Genomic DNA, 15,077 nt, shown 5'->3' with positions numbered 1-15,077 from the left:
TGAAAGCCAATAATCCTCACTCATCAGAATAGCCGACCGTTCAGATGCCAAGGACTTGGCCAGCGTCGATTTGCCGGATGCAATCTTGCCTGACATCAAATGAAGCATTGGTTGAGTCATGGGGGACATCTCCTTGTCGAGTACTGATGATGCTCATTGAAAAGCGTCGAAGCAACTGCAGATCGTCCACTGTCAGCTTTGGGGCGGAAGCGGTCGTCATGAACGTCCGGTATTGGCCGAAAGCGGGAATTCACGACGACCTGTTTCTGGTCGAAATCAACAACGAATACTTTGCTTGCCAGTTCATTTTTTGCACAGATGCTTGAACTGACACCTGACTAAACGGCAAAAATTGCCCACTAAACCCATACAATTCAGGGCCTCGTTAGCTTCGGTAACACGGGCCCTTCCACCAACCTCTCCACCCCCAACCGCACCCTCTCCCCCCCCTGCTCAATCACCACCCCATCCCCCTCCACCGCCACCAACTTCACCCCAGGCCCAACCGTCTCCCCCTGCAGAAAACTACGCGGCGGCCCATCGTTCAGGCTCAGTATCGCCACCGCCCCCCGACTACTCGCCATCACCCCACTCACCTTGATGTCCACCGGCGCCGTTTGATTGGAAAACCACTGCAACGCCGGGCTGTCACTGCGCACCGCGAGCAATTGCGGGGCTGCCGGCGGGGTGTGGGATTCGGCGGTGGTCAGCAGCAGCGACGACCACGTCGCCACGCCAACCAGCGCGGCGAGCAGTGCCGCGGCCTGGACCATTTGCGGTGGGGAAAAGCGTGCGGTGAACATCATGGGCTGAATCTCCTTTTAGTCCCTGCCCACAGACTACGCGGCAATTCTCTCGGTTTTATTTCACACGCCTTACATGTTGGCGGTGCAGGATGATCCTCAACGCAAAGGAGCGCGCAATCGATGAACAGGCAACAGGGCTTTACCCTGATCGAGTTGATGGTGGTGCTGGTGATCATCGGTATCGCCAGTGCGGCGATCAGCCTGAGCATCAAGCCCGATCCGCTGCAATTGCTGCGCAAGGACGCCGAGCGTGTGGCGCAGTTGCTGCAGGTGGCGCAGGCCGAGGCCCGCGCTGATGGCCGGCCGATTGTTTGGGTCAGTGATGCCAAGGGTTTTCGGTTTAGTCGGCGCAGCGACAACGGCAAGGGTTTCGAGCATTTCAATGACGATGCACAACTGCGCCCGCGGCCGTGGCAGAGCCCGAAGGTGCAGGTGCGGGTCGAGCCGAAACAGAAAGTCGTGCTCAACGCTGAGTGGATCAATCCGCCGCTGCAACTGACGTTGTCCGATGGCGCCAATCAGTTGAGTGTCCTGCGCGATGTCGCCGGCCGGATCAGCGTGCAATGAAAGACCAACAAGGTTTCACCCTGATTGAGGTGATGGTCGCGATTCTGCTGATGGCGGTGGTGAGTTTGATTGCCTGGCGTGGGCTCGACAGCGTGACGCGGGCTGACAGCCATTTGCAGGCCAGCAGTGAGCAGAGTGACAGCCTGTTGCGGGCGCTGAATCAGTTGCAGCGGGATGTGGACATGCGCGCGGGCATTGAATTGACTGAGCCGAAGAAAGTCGGTGTGGACGACGAGCCGCCCAGCGCCCCGCCCGCGATTACTGTGCGCAGCAGTGACAACAAGGGCTTTCGCCTGGACATCATTCGTACGGCGGCGGATCAGCCGGGGGCGTTGCAGCGGGTGCGGTGGTGGGTCAAGGGCGACACGCTGTATCGGGCGGTGGCGGCGGCGCGCAGTCGGTATCCGTTGCCGGCACCTACTGACGGGGTTGCTGTGCTGAACGATGTGAGCGATGCACAGATTCGGGTATGGGAAACGGATAAGGGCTGGCGGCAATTGAGTGGTAATCGGCGCGAGGATCCGCAAGGGCTGGAGATTCGGTTGAATCGGCAGACGCCGCAGGGGGTGGAGAAATATCGGCAGCTGATTGGGCCGCTGGACTGACAAACGCCTGAGATCCCCTGCCCCGTCCACCCTGGAGCTGCCGCAGGCTGTGGTCTTTTGATTTTATTTTTCAGAAGCAAGATCAAAAGATCGTCCGAACGCGGCCCGCGCCTTCGGCAGCTCACATTGGGATCGGGTGTACCTGCCAAAGTCTGGTGGCTGGCAGGCCGCCTTCGCGAGCAAGCCCGCTCCCACAGTGGGATTGGGTGAGGTCAGCTGGAGACTGGTTGGCTGGCTCCACAGTGCGATTGGTCAGTTACAAATTGGTCGGCTGTCAGGCCGCCATCGCTGGCAGGCTCCCAGAAAGAATTGAGTACAGCCCCCACGCGGCGCATGCCGCCCCACTCAACACAATGAGCGTTAGCTCGAGTACCGCTTTTGATCTTAAAGCGCCCGTCGGCAGGCTTCGTTCCGGGATTGATCCGGGGGTGGGAGCGCAGCGACCGTTTGGCGAAGCCAAACAATGTCCACCGCCCCCACTAGCTGAGAACGACGACCCCCCCGGGCAACTCAGTGCATTTGACGCCGTAGGCATCGCGAATCAACAACGCCACACCCGCCAGTTGATCAAGGCTAAACCGCGCCTGCACTCGACGCTGTCCAAGCTCACGGTTGAGCAGCAAAAGCATCCCCGGCCGATAGCGATTAATCTCATCAATCATCTGGCTCAGGGTCGCCCCATTAAACACCAACACCTGCTGCCGCCAATTCATCACCGCCGCCGTGTCAACGTTCTGTACCGCGCCAACCTGCCCCGCGTCATAGGTCACTTGCTGCCCCGGCTCCAGACGCAAACTGCGCCCTTCAACGTCTACTTCCACAGCACCCTCAATGCAAGTCACACACACCTGCTGATCGGTATTGCGCAGATTGAATCGCGCCTGACTGGCCCGCAACCACCCGCCCCCCGCCTGCATCGCCAACGGTAACCGCGCGGTCTGCACTTCGACTTCACCACTGACCAGTTCAAAACCTTGCACGCCGTCATCCACGGAACGCTGATTGATGCGGGTCTGCGTGTTCAGTTCCAGGCTCACACCCTGCGTCGGTTCGAAGCGCCGCTGTTGGCCGACTTCGGTGATGTAGTCGGCACCCAGCCCTTCGAAGCCACCGGGAATCGTCCCACGTACCAGCAGGAACGCCGCCGATGCGGCAACCGCACCGCCGAGAAAGGCACGGCGACCGAAACGGCGTGGCGCCTGCATTTGCTCCACGGCGGGTTGTAGGTTGTGCCACAACACCTTGGCCTGCTCGAAAGCCTGCGCATGTTCGGCGCTCTGGGCACACCATTGGCGCAAGGCGCGGGCGTCGGCCACGGTGGCGCGGCCGGAGGTCAGCAGGACCAGCCAGTCGCGGGCTTCGCTGTGCAGTTTCTCGGCCGCCGATGGCTCGGCAGGTGTCAGTCGAAAGATGTTCAAACGCGCAGATTCTCAACGAATTGATCGGGCACTATTCAGAAGACGGTTTTCCGGCCCCGCGACCGAACCGCTGAAACACTTTTCTTTCCAGTTTTGCAGCGCAATGCCCCAGTGCGGCTTTGATTTCCTTCTCCACCATGCGCGTGGAAATGCCGAAACGCTGGGAAATTTCCAGGTGGGGAGCCTCCTCCAGGCGCGCGGCAATGAAGATCTTGCGGCGCCGCGCCGGCAGTTCGTACAACGCGCTGAGCAGCGACTGGATTTCCTTTTGCCCGCCCACCACCCGTGCCGGATCGAGCGCCTCGTCGCCGATTTGCAGCAACTCTTCGACTTCGCTTCCGGTGAGCAAACGCGCGTCGGCCTGGCGCCGGTCCGCAGCGATGTTCAGGGCCATGCGATACAGGTAGGCGTTGGGCCGCAAGAGGTTCGGCGGCGGCTCCATGCGGTCGACGCGCAGGTAAGTTTCGTGCAGCACGTCGTTAGCCAGATCCTCTGAGCCCAGACGCCGACGCAGGCGCACCCGAAAATCCTCGTAAGAGGTCAGGAACAGTTGGACCATCGAACCTTGTCCGGTGTCTTTCATCCCCCGGAAACTCCTTCCCATTTGGTGCATTCCATGCGTTTCCCTGACGACTGCGGTAACAACAGCAACGTGACCGGCTGACGCAAGGCGCTGGGCGTCGGCCGGTCGATCCTGAGACTGCGAAAACTTTCTACCAGCGCGGTATCGCGCCGTACATCGCCGGTGGAGGTGACCAACCGGTTGTGTTGCACCACGCCATCGCGCCCGACCCAGACCTGCAACACCGCGCGATAACCGCCCGGACGGGTCAGCGGTGAACGGCACAGGTTGCGCTCGATCGCCGCTTGTACCGCCGTGGCGTAACTGCGGTTGACCGCGATGCTGGCGGGCGATGGCTTGTCCCCGGTCGATGGCACGTCCTCGACCTGTGCCACCTGCAAGGTGAACGCATCATCACGGGCATAGCGCGCCATCAAGCCGCTGCCGCCGAGCAAACGACGCAAGGCATCAGCGGCGGTGTACTGACCCTCAACCGCCAGCGAACGTCTGCCTCGACTCAACTGGCTGTCGACCAGCACCGCAACGCCCGTGGCGTGGCTGTATTGATCCAGTGCCCGAGCCAGATCCTGCGCCGGAATGTGCAGCGTCATGCGCAGGTCCGCCGGCACCGCGTCGGCCATTGCGTGGCTCGCCGCACAGCCAAGCAGCCACCCCAGACACATCCGGCGTACAAGCCTCGTTGAACGCTGAAGACCGCCCCTGGAACTGCCTCGCTGCACGGCTGACGTATCCCTGAAATTCGTCATCCTGAGGGCTGTTTATGAATCTGGTGTGACGGGCGCTGCAAAAAAACCATCACGGGTTTTGTATCGGCCTTGCACTAGACTCAAGCACCAGAGCAGCCCCTTCGGGCTGGCCAGGAGGCAGGCATGAAAACACTCTGGAGGATCACCCTTGGCGGGCTGTTGCTGAGCGCATTGGTCAACGCCCAGGCCGAGCAACCGCTGGGCTGCGTAGAGGTCGCGGTCGGCGGCTACAAGGCACCGAATTACGATTGCCTGACCCAGCAGATGGGCAACAACCCTGAAGGCGCCGCGGCCGCCGAGAAAAACCGTGAGGCGTTGAATGTGCCGGTGAACAAGCGGCCACCCAATCAGATGGGATTGGCGACGCCCGCCGGCACCAGCACGCGCATGGGCAATACCTTTGGCTCGTCGGTAAAACCGCAACGACCAACGAATTGAAAACGTTTCAGTCGCTGGGCGTCTGGCGAAAACTCACTGCGAGGCGATTCCAACTGTTGATGGTGGTTACGGCGATGGTCAGGTCGACCATTTCGGCTTCGTTGAACTGCTCGCGTGCCTGCTGATAAACGTCATCCGGCACATGGCTTTCGGCGAGCAGCGTCACCGCTTCGGCCCAGCCCAGCGCCGCGCGTTCGCGAGGATTGAAAAACCCGCTGTCGCGCCACACTGCAATCGCGTACAAGCGCCGATCACTCTCCCCGGCCCGCCGTGCGTCTACCGAATGCATGTCGGTGCAGAACGCGCAGCCATTGAGCTGCGAGGCGCGGATCCGGATCAGTTGCAGCAGTGGCTGCTCGATGCTGAGGCTGGCGGTCAGCGCCTCCATGGCAATCATCGCTTTCATCGCTTTGGGCGAAGCGTTGTAGTAGTCCAGGCGCGGGGGCATGGCAGGTCTCGGGAAGCGCAATGATGAGTTCACGGTAAGCGCAGAGCTGCCGGCGTTACAGCCCCAATTCCACGGAATATCGCTACACCACTGAAATCCCGGCCACACACAAATCCCCCTTGTGGGAGCGGTGACCAATTTCGGGTTTTTGTGCTGCGCAACTATTGCCGACCACGCAACAGCGGTAATCTGGCGGGCACGCCAAATAGCCTCGGGAGCCTCGTCGGTATGGAACTTCACGTTGTGATCAACGGCCGCAAGGATCTGGCCGGTCAGTTGTATCAGCAACTGCGCGACGCCATCGAATCCGGGCGTCTGGCCGCTGGCACACAATTGCCGCCCAGCCGCTTGCTGGCCGAGCAACTGGGGATCTCGCGCAAGACCATTTCCGACACTTACGCGCAGTTGACCTACGAAAACTTCCTCACCGGCGTGATCGGTAAAGGCACCTACGTCAACGCACGCCCGGCGCAGGTCCAACGCAAGCAAAGCCACACCGAGCTGGCCAGCGCCGAGGTGATCGAGCGCTGGCGCAATCTGCCGGTGTTCCTGCGCCACCCGACGCTGGAGGGTTCGCTGCGCTACGACTTCATCGGTGGCGCCGCCAGCAAGGGCCAGTTTCCCCATGACGACTGGCGCCGCTGTGTCTCTCATGCGATGCGCCAGATGGCCGGTTCAAAAGGCTTCTACAGCGTGCCCGAAGGTTTGCCGGCGTTGCGCAATGCGATTGCCCGGCACATCGCGTTTTCTCGCGGGGTGAACTGCCAGGACGAAGACATCGTGGTGTGCAACGGCGCGCAACAGGCGCTGGACCTGATCACCCGCGTGTTGATCAGCCCCGGCAGTCGGGTCGCGATGGAAGACCCGGGCTACCCGCCGGCGCGCTTGCTGTTCGGCACCCACGGCGCGGATGTGGTCGGCGTGCCCGTGGATGACGAAGGCATTGTGGTTGAGCAAATTCCCGAGGGCACGAGGCTGATCTACGTCACGCCCTCGCACCAGTTTCCCCTGAGCATGCCGATGAGTCCGGCGCGGCGCGAAGCCTTGCTGGCCCGCGCCTATGAGCTGGGCGCAATCATCATCGAAGACGACTACGACAGTGAGTTTCGCTACGAAGGTCGGCCCACCGACTCACTGTTCAGCCTCGACCAGCGCGGCATCGTCGCCTATGTCGGCACCTTCTCCAAGACCCTGCTGCCAGAGCTGCGCCTGGGTTATGCGATTCTGCCGCCAGCGATCCTCGAAGCGGTGATCCGCGCCAAACAACTCACCGACCTGCACGCCTCTACCCTGCCGCAATGGGCGCTGGCCAAGTTCATCGCCGAGGGTTGCCTGCTCAAGCATATCCGCCGCTGCCACACGATTTACGCCCAGCGCCGCGAACGGATTCTGGCGCGCATGGCCAGCGATCTGTCGCCGTGGCTTGAGGCGGTGCCACCCAGCGCCGGGTTCCACATGGCGGCGTTCTGCAAACGGCCGATCGACCTGCCGCTGGTGATCGAACTGGCGAAAAAGGTTGAAGTGGGCCTGTACTCGATCAACGGTTTCTATCATCAGCAAGCGCCGAAAAACGGTTTGTACTTTGGCTTCGGCGCCATCGAAACCCTGGACATCGATATCGCCCTCGATCGCCTGCGCGACATACTCCAGCAAGTGGCTTGATTGATTGGCCTAACCGATTAACCGCCGATTGGTTATTGGTGATAGCGAGGTGCCGGCCTATTCTGCACAGGCGTTTTCCCTCAATGAGCAGGATTCGTCCGGCCTGATTCAGGAGTGTGAGCAATGTCCAACGAAGTGATCAACACCGTACAGGTGCAGGCAGCCGCCGGCCGCTCGGATGAACTGGGCAGGCAACTGCAGAAGATCGTCGAAACCCTGCGCGAAACGCCGGGCTGTGATTCCTATATGGTCGACCGCTGCCCCGAGGACAGCCACCGCTGGATGGTCAGTGCCCGTTGGCAGTCGGAAGCGGCGATGCAGGCGCATTTCAACCGGCCCGAGGCGCAGGGGTTTATCGACTTGATCGATAGCCGGCTGGCCAATAGCGTGGATTTCAACAGTTTCCCTATCGTTTGACCCGACGCCTTCGCGAGCAAGCCCGCCCCCACATTGGAATGCGACCCACTGTGGGAGCGGGCTTACTCGCGAAGGCGTTTGCCGCACACCGGTTTTTTCTGGCATCCCCCGGTATTGGTCACCCGATCTTCCCGAATATTGGCCGTTTGAATGCGCCACCCCGCGCACTACTGTGATCACCGACATCCCCACTTCACAGGTGATCCGCCATGAAAACCCTGCACGTCCTCGCCGCCGCCCTCGCCCTGACGATTTCCGCCTCGGCCCTGGCCCACGACTCGTCCGAGAAAGTCACTGTGCTGCAAGACCAGATGCTGAAAAACGCACCGGGTAAAAAAGCCATGATGATCGAAGTCGACTACAAGCCCGGCCAATCCTCGATTGCCCACAAACACGACGGCACCGCCATGGCCTATGTGCTGGAAGGCGAAGTGATTTCCCAGGTGAAAGGTGAACAGGCGATCACCTACAAAAAAGGCCAGTTCTGGTACGAACCGGCCGGTTCCGAACATCTGGTGTCGAAAAACGCCAGCAAAAGCAAACCAGCCAAGTTGCTGGTGTTTATGGTGCTGGCCCCGGACGAGCAAGTGCTGATCCCCCTGAAAGACTGATAGTTGTTCGGCCTGCCATAAATAAAAAGGCGCAAATCGTTGATTTGCGCCTTTTTATTGCTCGGAGAAATTAACCGGTTCCGTTTAAAGCAAATGAAACTATCCACGCGCTGATAAACCGACAAATTGTCAGCTGCCTTACAGACTCTCCGGTTTAGTCTGAATTAAAGCCGAGCGCCCTTTTAAAACTCGGCAATTGCAACTTTCCGACTGAAGTTGTTTCACGGGAGATTCACCATGAAACTTGCGTTGGCCAGTACGTTGGTAATTTCGGTTATTGAGGAAAAAAAAATGTCTGATAAATTCGGCAATTCAACAGTTGGAGATCTCGATCCCGACTTCGGGCCTGATGGCACGGGCATTTCCTGGCTCGAATATCCGGATGGAGATAATGGCTTCGCCAGTGGCATAACCGTTACGCCGGACCACAAGTTACTGATTGCTGCCAGATCGGGACAAAAGTATTCAATTGTGCGATTGACTGCGGATGGCAAGCAGGACGACAGCTTTGGTAATCGAGGAACCGTCACGGGTATGTTTGCCAGCGGTTTCAAATCAACAGGCAAAAGCATTCGCGTGCTAAAGGACCAAAGAATATTGCTTGATGGACTTTTCGACCTAGAGGAATTTGGCGCTCCACCGGTACGCGGGCTTGCACTTTACGACGACAAGGGCGCCCTCGTGTCGGCGTTTGGAGAAGGCGGGGTAAATGAGGCTTAACCCAAACGGATCATTGGACACGACGTTTGGCGATGGGAAAGGTTATGTTCCCATCCAGTACCTGGCGAACTCTACTTGGGCTGGCTCACTGCTTCACCTCCAAGACGGGACATTTGCCGTCGCAGGTTCAGCACACGTAGAAGGCACGTCGTTCGCCATGATTGCTCGTTTTGACGCTCAGGGCATTCCTGTCAGAAATTTTGGCCGCAATGGTTTTGTTCTGTTTGATTTCCAGAATCCTAGTAGTGAAATAACCGAGCTTGTACAAATGCCTGACGGCAATATTCTCGGAATGGGGAGCACCGGACAGACCGGAATATTCTCGGGTGTAATGGTATGTATTGATTCGAAAGGTGCATTTGCTGGCTCTTTCAACGGAGGCAATCCGCTCCTCACGCCCTTTCCTCAAGCGCCGCTTGGCATCCAATGGATATCTGGCGCGCAACGAGATGACAACAAAATAGTGGTTATTGCCAACACCTTGGGCGAATCAAACTCAAAATTGCTCCTGGCCCAATTCCACCCAACTGGCGAACCTGATCTCGGTTTCGGCAATCAAGGCAAGTTAATGATTGATTTGACTGATGTGCTGGACATGGCAAATGGCATTGCCATTCAGAAAGGTCAGATCGTCGTATCCGGCACTTCTCTGCCGCATCCACAAGGTGTATGCAGTTTCGCCTTGCGCTGTTCTGCAGTGCATTGAAAACTGATAAAAAAAGCCCCGGCATCTCACGACACCGGGGCTTTCTCATTCAGCCACTACTTACGCCAATTCAGGCTCGGCATTCGCAGCAACTACAGGCACTACCGCTTGCCCGCTCAACGCCAGATCCAGCAGTTCGCGGTTGGCCACTGCATACATGGCGTAGTCAGTGCCGCTCGCAGCACGAATTTCCACCAGCATGGCACGCCAGCGCGAAATCATGCTTTCGTGCTGTTCCATCCACAGCGCCAGGCGTTCTTCCACTTCATGAGTGCCGTCGCCCTGTTGCAGGACGGAGATGGTGATCGCACGTTGCTGCCAGTCGACGTCATCGCGGAACGCTTCACGGGCCAGGGCCTGCCAGTTGTTTTCAACCGGCAGTGCGCTGATCTGTTGCAGGTACCAGGTGATGTCCAGCGCACTGCCCACGGCGAAGTAGGCCTTGGCCACTTCTGCCGGGTTCTGGCCCGTCACGTCGGAGGCTTCGATGATCGGCAGCAGGGTGTACAGGTGCGAGGTGCCCGCCACCATACGCGCCAGCAACTCCGGCACACCGGCTTCGACGTAAGCCTGATAACGCGCCTGCCAGTTTTCGTGGATCTCGCCGCTCAGCAGTTCATCGAGTTTGAGACCCAATTCCTTCAGGTGCGGACCGAAATGCGCGACGTCACGGGCAGCGTTCTGCTCGTTGCGGCGGGCACGCAGGAACCAACGCGTAGCACGACGGCCCAGACGCATCAGCTCGTCCATCAACTCCAGTTGCACGTCAGCGGAAACCTGGTAATCCAGGGCTTCGATCTGACGGAACCAGTGCGGGAGATGGAAGATGTCACGCACAATCACATATGCGCCCGCCACGTTCGCCGGGCTCATGCCGGTCGACTCTTTGAGTCGCTGAACGAAGGTGATGCCCATGTGGTTGACCAGGTCGTTGGCGATCTGGGTGCCGACGATTTCACGTTTGAGACGGTGACGACGCATGGCGTCGGAGAACTTGCTGACCAACGTCGGCGGGAACGCCGTTTCCATGTCGCGGGTCAGGTAATCGTCGTCCGGCACCTGAGAGCCCAGCAACTGCTCCTTGAGGTCGATCTTGCTGTACGAGATCAGCACCGACAGTTCGGGGCGGGTCAGGCCATGGCCTGCTGCCACTCGCTCGTTGATCTGTTCTTCGGTCGGCAGGAACTCGATGGCACGGTCCAGCTTGCCACGGCCTTCCAGATCACCCATCAGACGCTTGTACTCAGCGATGCGTGCGTAAGCGCGACGCGCTGCCAGGGACAGGGCCTGAGTCTGCTTGTAGTTGTTGCCCAGCACCAGACCACCGACTTCTTCGGTCATGCTCGCCAGCAACAGGTTGCGTTGCTTGTCGGTCATGTCGCCGGCCTGAACCACTTCGTTCAGCAGGATCTTGATGTTCACTTCGTGGTCGGAGCAGTCCACGCCACCGGCGTTGTCGATGAAGTCGGTGTTGGAACCGCCGCCATTGAGGCCGAATTCCACACGACCCAGTTGGGTCATGCCGAGGTTACCGCCCTCGCCCACTACTTTGCAGCGCAGTTCGTTGCCGTTCACGCGCAGCGCATCGTTGGCCTTGTCGCCGACGTCGGCGTGGCTTTCAGTGCTGGCCTTGACGTAAGTGCCGATACCGCCGTTCCACAAAAGATCAACCGGAGCCTTGAGCAAGGCGTTGAGCAGTTCGGTCGGGGTCAGCTTGTCAGCCTTGATGTCGAAGCGTTCTTGCATCTGCGGGGAAATTGCGATGCTCTTCGCGCTGCGCGAGAAGATACCGCCGCCTTCGGACATGAGGCTGGTGTCGTAATCGGTCCAAGCCGAACGCGGCAGATCGAACAGACGCTGACGTTCGACGAAGCTGGTCGCCGGGTTCGGGTTCGGATCGATGAAGATGTGCAGGTGGTTGAATGCAGCAACCAGTTGCAGCTTGTCGGACATCAGCAAGCCGTTACCGAACACGTCACCGGCCATATCGCCGACGCCCACCACGGTGATGCTGTCTTCCTGAACATTGATGCCGCGTTCGCGGAAGTGACGCTGTACGCCCACCCACGCGCCTTTGGCGGTGATGCCCATTTTCTTGTGGTCGTAACCGGCAGAACCACCGGACGCGAACGCGTCACCCAGCCAGAAGCCGTAGTCGATGGCGATACCGTTGGCGATGTCGGAGAAGGTTGCAGTGCCCTTGTCCGCCGCGACCACCAGGTACGGGTCATCGTCGTCATGACGCACGACGTTGGCCGGCGGCACCAGTGCGCCGTCTTTGAGGTTGTCGGTGATGTCGAGCAGACCGGAAATGAAGATGCGGTAGCAGGCGATGCCCTCGGCCGCGATCTCGTCACGGCTGCCGCCCAGTGGCAAGCGACGCGGCAGGAAGCCGCCCTTCGCACCCACCGGCACGATGACCGAGTTCTTCACTTGCTGGGCTTTTACCAGGCCGAGGACTTCGGTACGGAAGTCTTCTTCACGGTCGGACCAGCGCAGGCCACCGCGAGCAACGTTACCGAAGCGCAGGTGCACGCCTTCAACGCGTGGCGAGTAAACGAAGATTTCGAACTTCGGTACTGGCTTCGGCAGTTCAGGAATCGCGTGCGGGTTGAACTTGAAGCTGAAGTACGACTTGTTCTGGCCGTTGGCATCCGTCTGATAGAAGTTGGTGCGCAGCGTGGCTTTGATCAGGTCCAGGTAGCGACGCAGGATGCGGTCTTCGTTGAGCACCTGAACATCGTCCAGTGCGGTCAGAATTGCCTGCTCCAGGCGCTGTTGCTTGTCTTCCAGATCATCGCTGCCGAGCTTGCGGGCTAGGTAGAAGCGGGTTTTGAACAACCGGGTCAGTTCGCGAGCGATGTCGGTGTGGTTGTTCAGGGTGCTGGCGATGTAACCCAGATCGAAGCCCAGACGAATCTGCTTCAGGTAACGGGCGTAGGCACGCAGCAGCGCAACGTCGCGCCATGGCAGGCCGGCGGTCAGCACCAGACGGTTGAACGCATCGTTCTCGGCGTCGCCACGAACGATGTGGACGAAAGCGTCCTGCAGGGTGTCGTTGAGTTGCTGGATGTCGAGTTCCAGGCCTTCAGCGGCGGTGAACGCGAAGTCGTGAATCCAGAACTCGCGGCCTTTGGTGTGACGCAGGCGGTACGGGAATTCACCCAGCACGCGCAGGCCGAGGTTTTCCAGGATCGGCAGGACGTCGGACAGCGCCAGTGGCGTGTCGGCGTGATACAGCTTGCAATGCAGCTCGCGCTGGCCGGAAACCTGACCCAGCGGCTGATAGAAGCTCATCACCAGCGGATTTTTTTCGTTCAGGCTCAGCAGGTGCTGCATGTCGACCACAGCCGAATGCGCGGCGAAACGCTCGCGGTAACCGGCCGGGAAGCCTTTCGGGAAGTCGGCCAGCACGTTGGTGCCGTGGGCTTCGCCGAAGCTTTCGACGGTCAGTGCGGCGTAGTCGTCCTGCCAGCTACGGCAAGCCTGAACCACTTCTTTTTCCAGCAGTACGGTGTCGATGTCGAGACGGTTTTTCGGATCGACACGCAGGATCAACTGCACGCGAGCCAGCACAGACTCGGAGAAGAATGTCCAGAATTCGCAATCGGAAGCCTTCAGGCGCTCCATCAGCACTTGCTGAATCTTCTGGCGAACTTCGGTGGAATAGATGTCGCGCGGCACGTAGGCCAGGCAGTAGCAGAAACGACCGTACGGGTCTTTGCGCAGGAACACGCGAATCTTGTTGCGCTCCTGGATCTGCACAATCGACATCACGGTGGTGAACAGTTCGTCGACCGGGGTCTGGAACAGGTCATCACGCGGCAGCACTTCGAGCACCTGGGCCAGTTCTTTGCCCAGGTGAGCCTTGGACTGGAAGCCTGAGCGGTGCTCGATTTCTTCGACCTTGCGGCGGATGAATGGGATGACCCGCACGCTCTCGCCATACACCGAGGAGGTGTACAGGCCCATGAAACGGTGTTCCTTGATGACTTTGCCGTCGGCGTCGATTTCGCGGATCGACACGTAGTCCGGGTAGGCCGGACGGTGCACACGGCTTGGGTGCGCAGCCTTGGCGAACGACAGCAGGGTCGGCTCACGCAGGTAGCTCACGGCGTAATCTTCGATGCGCAGGTCATCGTAGGTCAGGCCGGTGCGCAGCAGTTTGGTCAGGCCGAGGAAGGCGTTCTGGTCGTACTCGATGTGGCCGCCATCGGCCTGATCGGTGACCACAAACTCTTCGTAGCCAAGGAAGGTGAAGTGGTTGCCCACCAGCCATTCCAGGAAACTTTTGATTTCGTTCTTTTCGTCGGCATCGATGGCGAATGCACTGTTGTCGAGCTTGGTGAGGATTTCCTGCACCTTGGCTTTCATCGGCTCGAAATCGGCGACCGCGACGCGGACTTCACCGAGCACCTGCTCCAGCTCTTTGCTCAGCACATTCAGTTCGGCCGCGTTGGCGCAACGGTCGATTTCCAGGTACATCAGCGACTCTTGCAGAATGTCGTCGCCCTGGGTGCCTTTTGGCAGGATTTCCAGCAATTCGCCCTTGCTGCCACGACGCACGCTCAGCACGGTGGTTTGCAGGGTGTGGATGCTGTAGCCGCGGCGGTTCAGTTCAGTGCGCACCGAGTCGACCAGAAATGGCAGGTCGTGGTGCAGCACTTCGACCGCGGTGTGGGTCGACTGCCAGCCGTGGCGTTCGTAATCAGGGTTGTAGACACGCACTTGCGGTTGCGCGTGATCGAAGCGCTCAAGCAGGCGCCACGCGGAAAGAGTACAGCCAGCGAGGTCGGAGAGGCGACGCTGGGTCAGCTCGTCCAGAGAAATGATGCCGAAGAATTGTTCAGCGAACAGCGCCACTTGTGGCAGTGCCTGTTCACTGATGTGCTGCGCCAGTGCCGCTTGCAGTTGGTGCTGGAAGTCGGCTTTGCTGGCTGCGGTGAAGAACGCCATCTGTGGTACTCCGCTTAAGCTTGTTATTGATGGAAAGCGTCGCGTGCAACACCCCTTTCGGGGTTTGTATCGCCCTGCTCCTGATTCTCGGGCAGAGGAAACAGGGTGACAGGTGGATGAAGCTGGACGGGACGCTCAGGTCACATTCACCTTCCATGAATGGGCATCTGCAAAAGCGACTGTCAGGGCTGCCAACAATGCCTTTACGGGTGCTCATCCGTTGCGCAGCTTAATGGGTGCGACAATGTGTCTGCTTGCGGTGCTGCGACATATTCGGTCAATGGCACGCAAGCCGAGGGTTTCGCACCGGTAAACACTAGCAGTCGTGGCGGAAAACGCCGGGTTGCATGCCCGTATTTACGGGACATCCGTCCCAGATGCAGACCTTTTGCCC

15 protein-coding genes are annotated in these 15,077 nt (G+C 59.4%); 8 read left to right on the top strand and 7 right to left on the bottom strand.

Features of this window, described 5'->3' with window-relative positions:
* Positions 1–120: AAA family ATPase (locus AACY50_RS27060; RefSeq protein ID WP_339539377.1), on the bottom strand; the 120-nt coding region annotated here is incomplete at its 3' end.
* A gap of 254 nt (positions 121–374) precedes the next feature.
* Positions 375–806 carry a type II secretion system protein N gene (locus AACY50_RS27055; RefSeq protein WP_339466369.1) on the bottom strand — a complete coding sequence of 144 codons (432 nt, stop codon included), beginning with the start codon at positions 804–806 and terminating at the stop codon, positions 375–377.
* A 120-nt stretch (positions 807–926) separates the two neighbouring features.
* On the opposite strand from AACY50_RS27055, the gene gspH reads away from it, so the two are divergent.
* Positions 927–1,373: a type II secretion system minor pseudopilin GspH gene (gene gspH, locus AACY50_RS27050; RefSeq protein WP_339466368.1), complete on the top strand. Its 447-nt coding sequence runs from the start codon at positions 927–929 to the stop codon at positions 1,371–1,373.
* Positions 1,370–1,978: a prepilin-type N-terminal cleavage/methylation domain-containing protein gene (locus AACY50_RS27045; RefSeq protein WP_339539614.1), complete on the top strand. Its 609-nt coding sequence runs from the start codon at positions 1,370–1,372 to the stop codon at positions 1,976–1,978. The genes gspH and AACY50_RS27045 overlap by 4 nt, the downstream gene beginning before the upstream one ends.
* A 479-nt stretch (positions 1,979–2,457) precedes the next feature.
* Here AACY50_RS27045 and AACY50_RS27040 read toward each other — a convergent pair whose 3' ends face one another.
* Genes AACY50_RS27040 through AACY50_RS27030 form a run of 3 tightly spaced genes read right to left on the bottom strand, consistent with a single transcriptional unit; the run spans position 2,458 to position 4,641 of the window.
* On the bottom strand, positions 2,458–3,396 hold the full coding sequence (locus AACY50_RS27040) for a FecR family protein (protein WP_339539612.1): 939 nt from the start codon (positions 3,394–3,396) through the stop codon (positions 2,458–2,460).
* 31 nt (positions 3,397–3,427) lie between these two features.
* Complete coding sequence (locus AACY50_RS27035; protein WP_339434164.1) at positions 3,428–3,979, bottom strand: RNA polymerase sigma factor; 552 nt, start codon at positions 3,977–3,979, stop codon at positions 3,428–3,430.
* Positions 3,976–4,641, bottom strand: a complete 666-nt coding sequence (locus AACY50_RS27030; RefSeq protein ID WP_339434163.1) for a secretin and TonB N-terminal domain-containing protein — start codon at positions 4,639–4,641, stop codon at positions 3,976–3,978. The genes AACY50_RS27035 and AACY50_RS27030 overlap by 4 nt, the downstream gene beginning before the upstream one ends.
* A gap of 207 nt (positions 4,642–4,848) precedes the next feature.
* Between AACY50_RS27030 and AACY50_RS27025 the strand changes: the two genes are divergently transcribed.
* Positions 4,849–5,163: a hypothetical protein gene (locus AACY50_RS27025; RefSeq protein ID WP_339539610.1), complete on the top strand. Its 315-nt coding sequence runs from the start codon at positions 4,849–4,851 to the stop codon at positions 5,161–5,163.
* Positions 5,164–5,170: 7 nt separating this feature from the next.
* Here the strand turns inward: AACY50_RS27025 and AACY50_RS27020 are convergent, their stop codons facing one another.
* Positions 5,171–5,611 carry a carboxymuconolactone decarboxylase family protein gene (locus AACY50_RS27020; protein WP_339539608.1) on the bottom strand — a complete coding sequence of 147 codons (441 nt, stop codon included), beginning with the start codon at positions 5,609–5,611 and terminating at the stop codon, positions 5,171–5,173.
* Between the two features lie 228 nt (positions 5,612–5,839).
* Here AACY50_RS27020 and pdxR point away from each other — a divergent pair, with 228 nt between their 5' ends.
* The 5 genes from pdxR to AACY50_RS26995 all read left to right on the top strand — a co-directional run bounded on the left by pdxR (position 5,840) and on the right by AACY50_RS26995 (position 9,727).
* On the top strand, positions 5,840–7,273 hold the full coding sequence (gene pdxR / locus AACY50_RS27015) for a MocR-like pyridoxine biosynthesis transcription factor PdxR (protein ID WP_339508452.1): 1,434 nt from the start codon (positions 5,840–5,842) through the stop codon (positions 7,271–7,273).
* Positions 7,274–7,396: 123 nt separating this feature from the next.
* Positions 7,397–7,690 (top strand): putative quinol monooxygenase, encoded by a 294-nt coding sequence (locus AACY50_RS27010; protein WP_123533564.1) that lies wholly within the window; start codon positions 7,397–7,399, stop codon positions 7,688–7,690.
* A gap of 209 nt (positions 7,691–7,899) precedes the next feature.
* A complete protein-coding gene (locus AACY50_RS27005) occupies positions 7,900–8,301 on the top strand; it encodes a cupin domain-containing protein (protein WP_339434159.1) in 402 nt (133 codons plus the stop codon).
* 237 nt (positions 8,302–8,538) lie between these two features.
* On the top strand, positions 8,539–9,021 hold the full coding sequence (locus AACY50_RS27000; protein WP_339539605.1) for a hypothetical protein: 483 nt from the start codon (positions 8,539–8,541) through the stop codon (positions 9,019–9,021).
* Positions 9,011–9,727 (top strand): hypothetical protein, encoded by a 717-nt coding sequence (locus AACY50_RS26995; RefSeq protein ID WP_339434157.1) that lies wholly within the window; start codon positions 9,011–9,013, stop codon positions 9,725–9,727. Before AACY50_RS27000 ends, AACY50_RS26995 begins: the two co-directional genes overlap by 11 nt.
* Positions 9,728–9,787: 60 nt before the next feature.
* Here the strand turns inward: AACY50_RS26995 and AACY50_RS26990 are convergent, their stop codons facing one another.
* Complete coding sequence (locus tag AACY50_RS26990; RefSeq protein ID WP_339434156.1) at positions 9,788–14,683, bottom strand: NAD-glutamate dehydrogenase; 4,896 nt, start codon at positions 14,681–14,683, stop codon at positions 9,788–9,790.
* Between the last annotated feature and the right edge of the window lie 394 nt (positions 14,684–15,077).

Origin of the sequence: Pseudomonas sp. RA_15y_Pfl2_54, from assembly GCF_963971015.1 — a bacterium.
GTDB classification, from domain to species: domain Bacteria; phylum Pseudomonadota; class Gammaproteobacteria; order Pseudomonadales; family Pseudomonadaceae; genus Aquipseudomonas; species Aquipseudomonas baetica_A.
The sequence above is the reverse complement of the archived record's forward strand: the minus strand, read 5'-3'. Positions and strand labels throughout refer to the sequence as shown.

Bases quoted from the DNA above. Each gene is read 5' to 3' on its own strand.
- AACY50_RS27005 (WP_339434159.1), top strand. From the start codon at position 7,900: ATGAAAACCCTGCACGTCCTCGCCGCCGCCCTCGCCCTGACGATTTCC.
- AACY50_RS27035 (WP_339434164.1), bottom strand. From the start codon at position 3,979: ATGAAAGACACCGGACAAGGTTCGATGGTCCAACTGTTCCTGACCTCT.
- AACY50_RS26990 (WP_339434156.1), bottom strand. From the start codon at position 14,683: ATGGCGTTCTTCACCGCAGCCAGCAAAGCCGACTTCCAGCACCAACTG.
- AACY50_RS27020 (WP_339539608.1), bottom strand. From the start codon at position 5,611: ATGCCCCCGCGCCTGGACTACTACAACGCTTCGCCCAAAGCGATGAAA.
- AACY50_RS27030 (WP_339434163.1), bottom strand. From the start codon at position 4,641: ATGTGTCTGGGGTGGCTGCTTGGCTGTGCGGCGAGCCACGCAATGGCC.
- AACY50_RS27000 (WP_339539605.1), top strand. From the start codon at position 8,539: ATGAAACTTGCGTTGGCCAGTACGTTGGTAATTTCGGTTATTGAGGAA.
- gspH (WP_339466368.1), top strand. From the start codon at position 927: ATGAACAGGCAACAGGGCTTTACCCTGATCGAGTTGATGGTGGTGCTG.
- AACY50_RS27010 (WP_123533564.1), top strand. From the start codon at position 7,397: ATGTCCAACGAAGTGATCAACACCGTACAGGTGCAGGCAGCCGCCGGC.
- AACY50_RS26995 (WP_339434157.1), top strand. From the start codon at position 9,011: ATGAGGCTTAACCCAAACGGATCATTGGACACGACGTTTGGCGATGGG.
- AACY50_RS27025 (WP_339539610.1), top strand. From the start codon at position 4,849: ATGAAAACACTCTGGAGGATCACCCTTGGCGGGCTGTTGCTGAGCGCA.
- pdxR (WP_339508452.1), top strand. From the start codon at position 5,840: ATGGAACTTCACGTTGTGATCAACGGCCGCAAGGATCTGGCCGGTCAG.
- AACY50_RS27055 (WP_339466369.1), bottom strand. From the start codon at position 806: ATGATGTTCACCGCACGCTTTTCCCCACCGCAAATGGTCCAGGCCGCG.
- AACY50_RS27045 (WP_339539614.1), top strand. From the start codon at position 1,370: ATGAAAGACCAACAAGGTTTCACCCTGATTGAGGTGATGGTCGCGATT.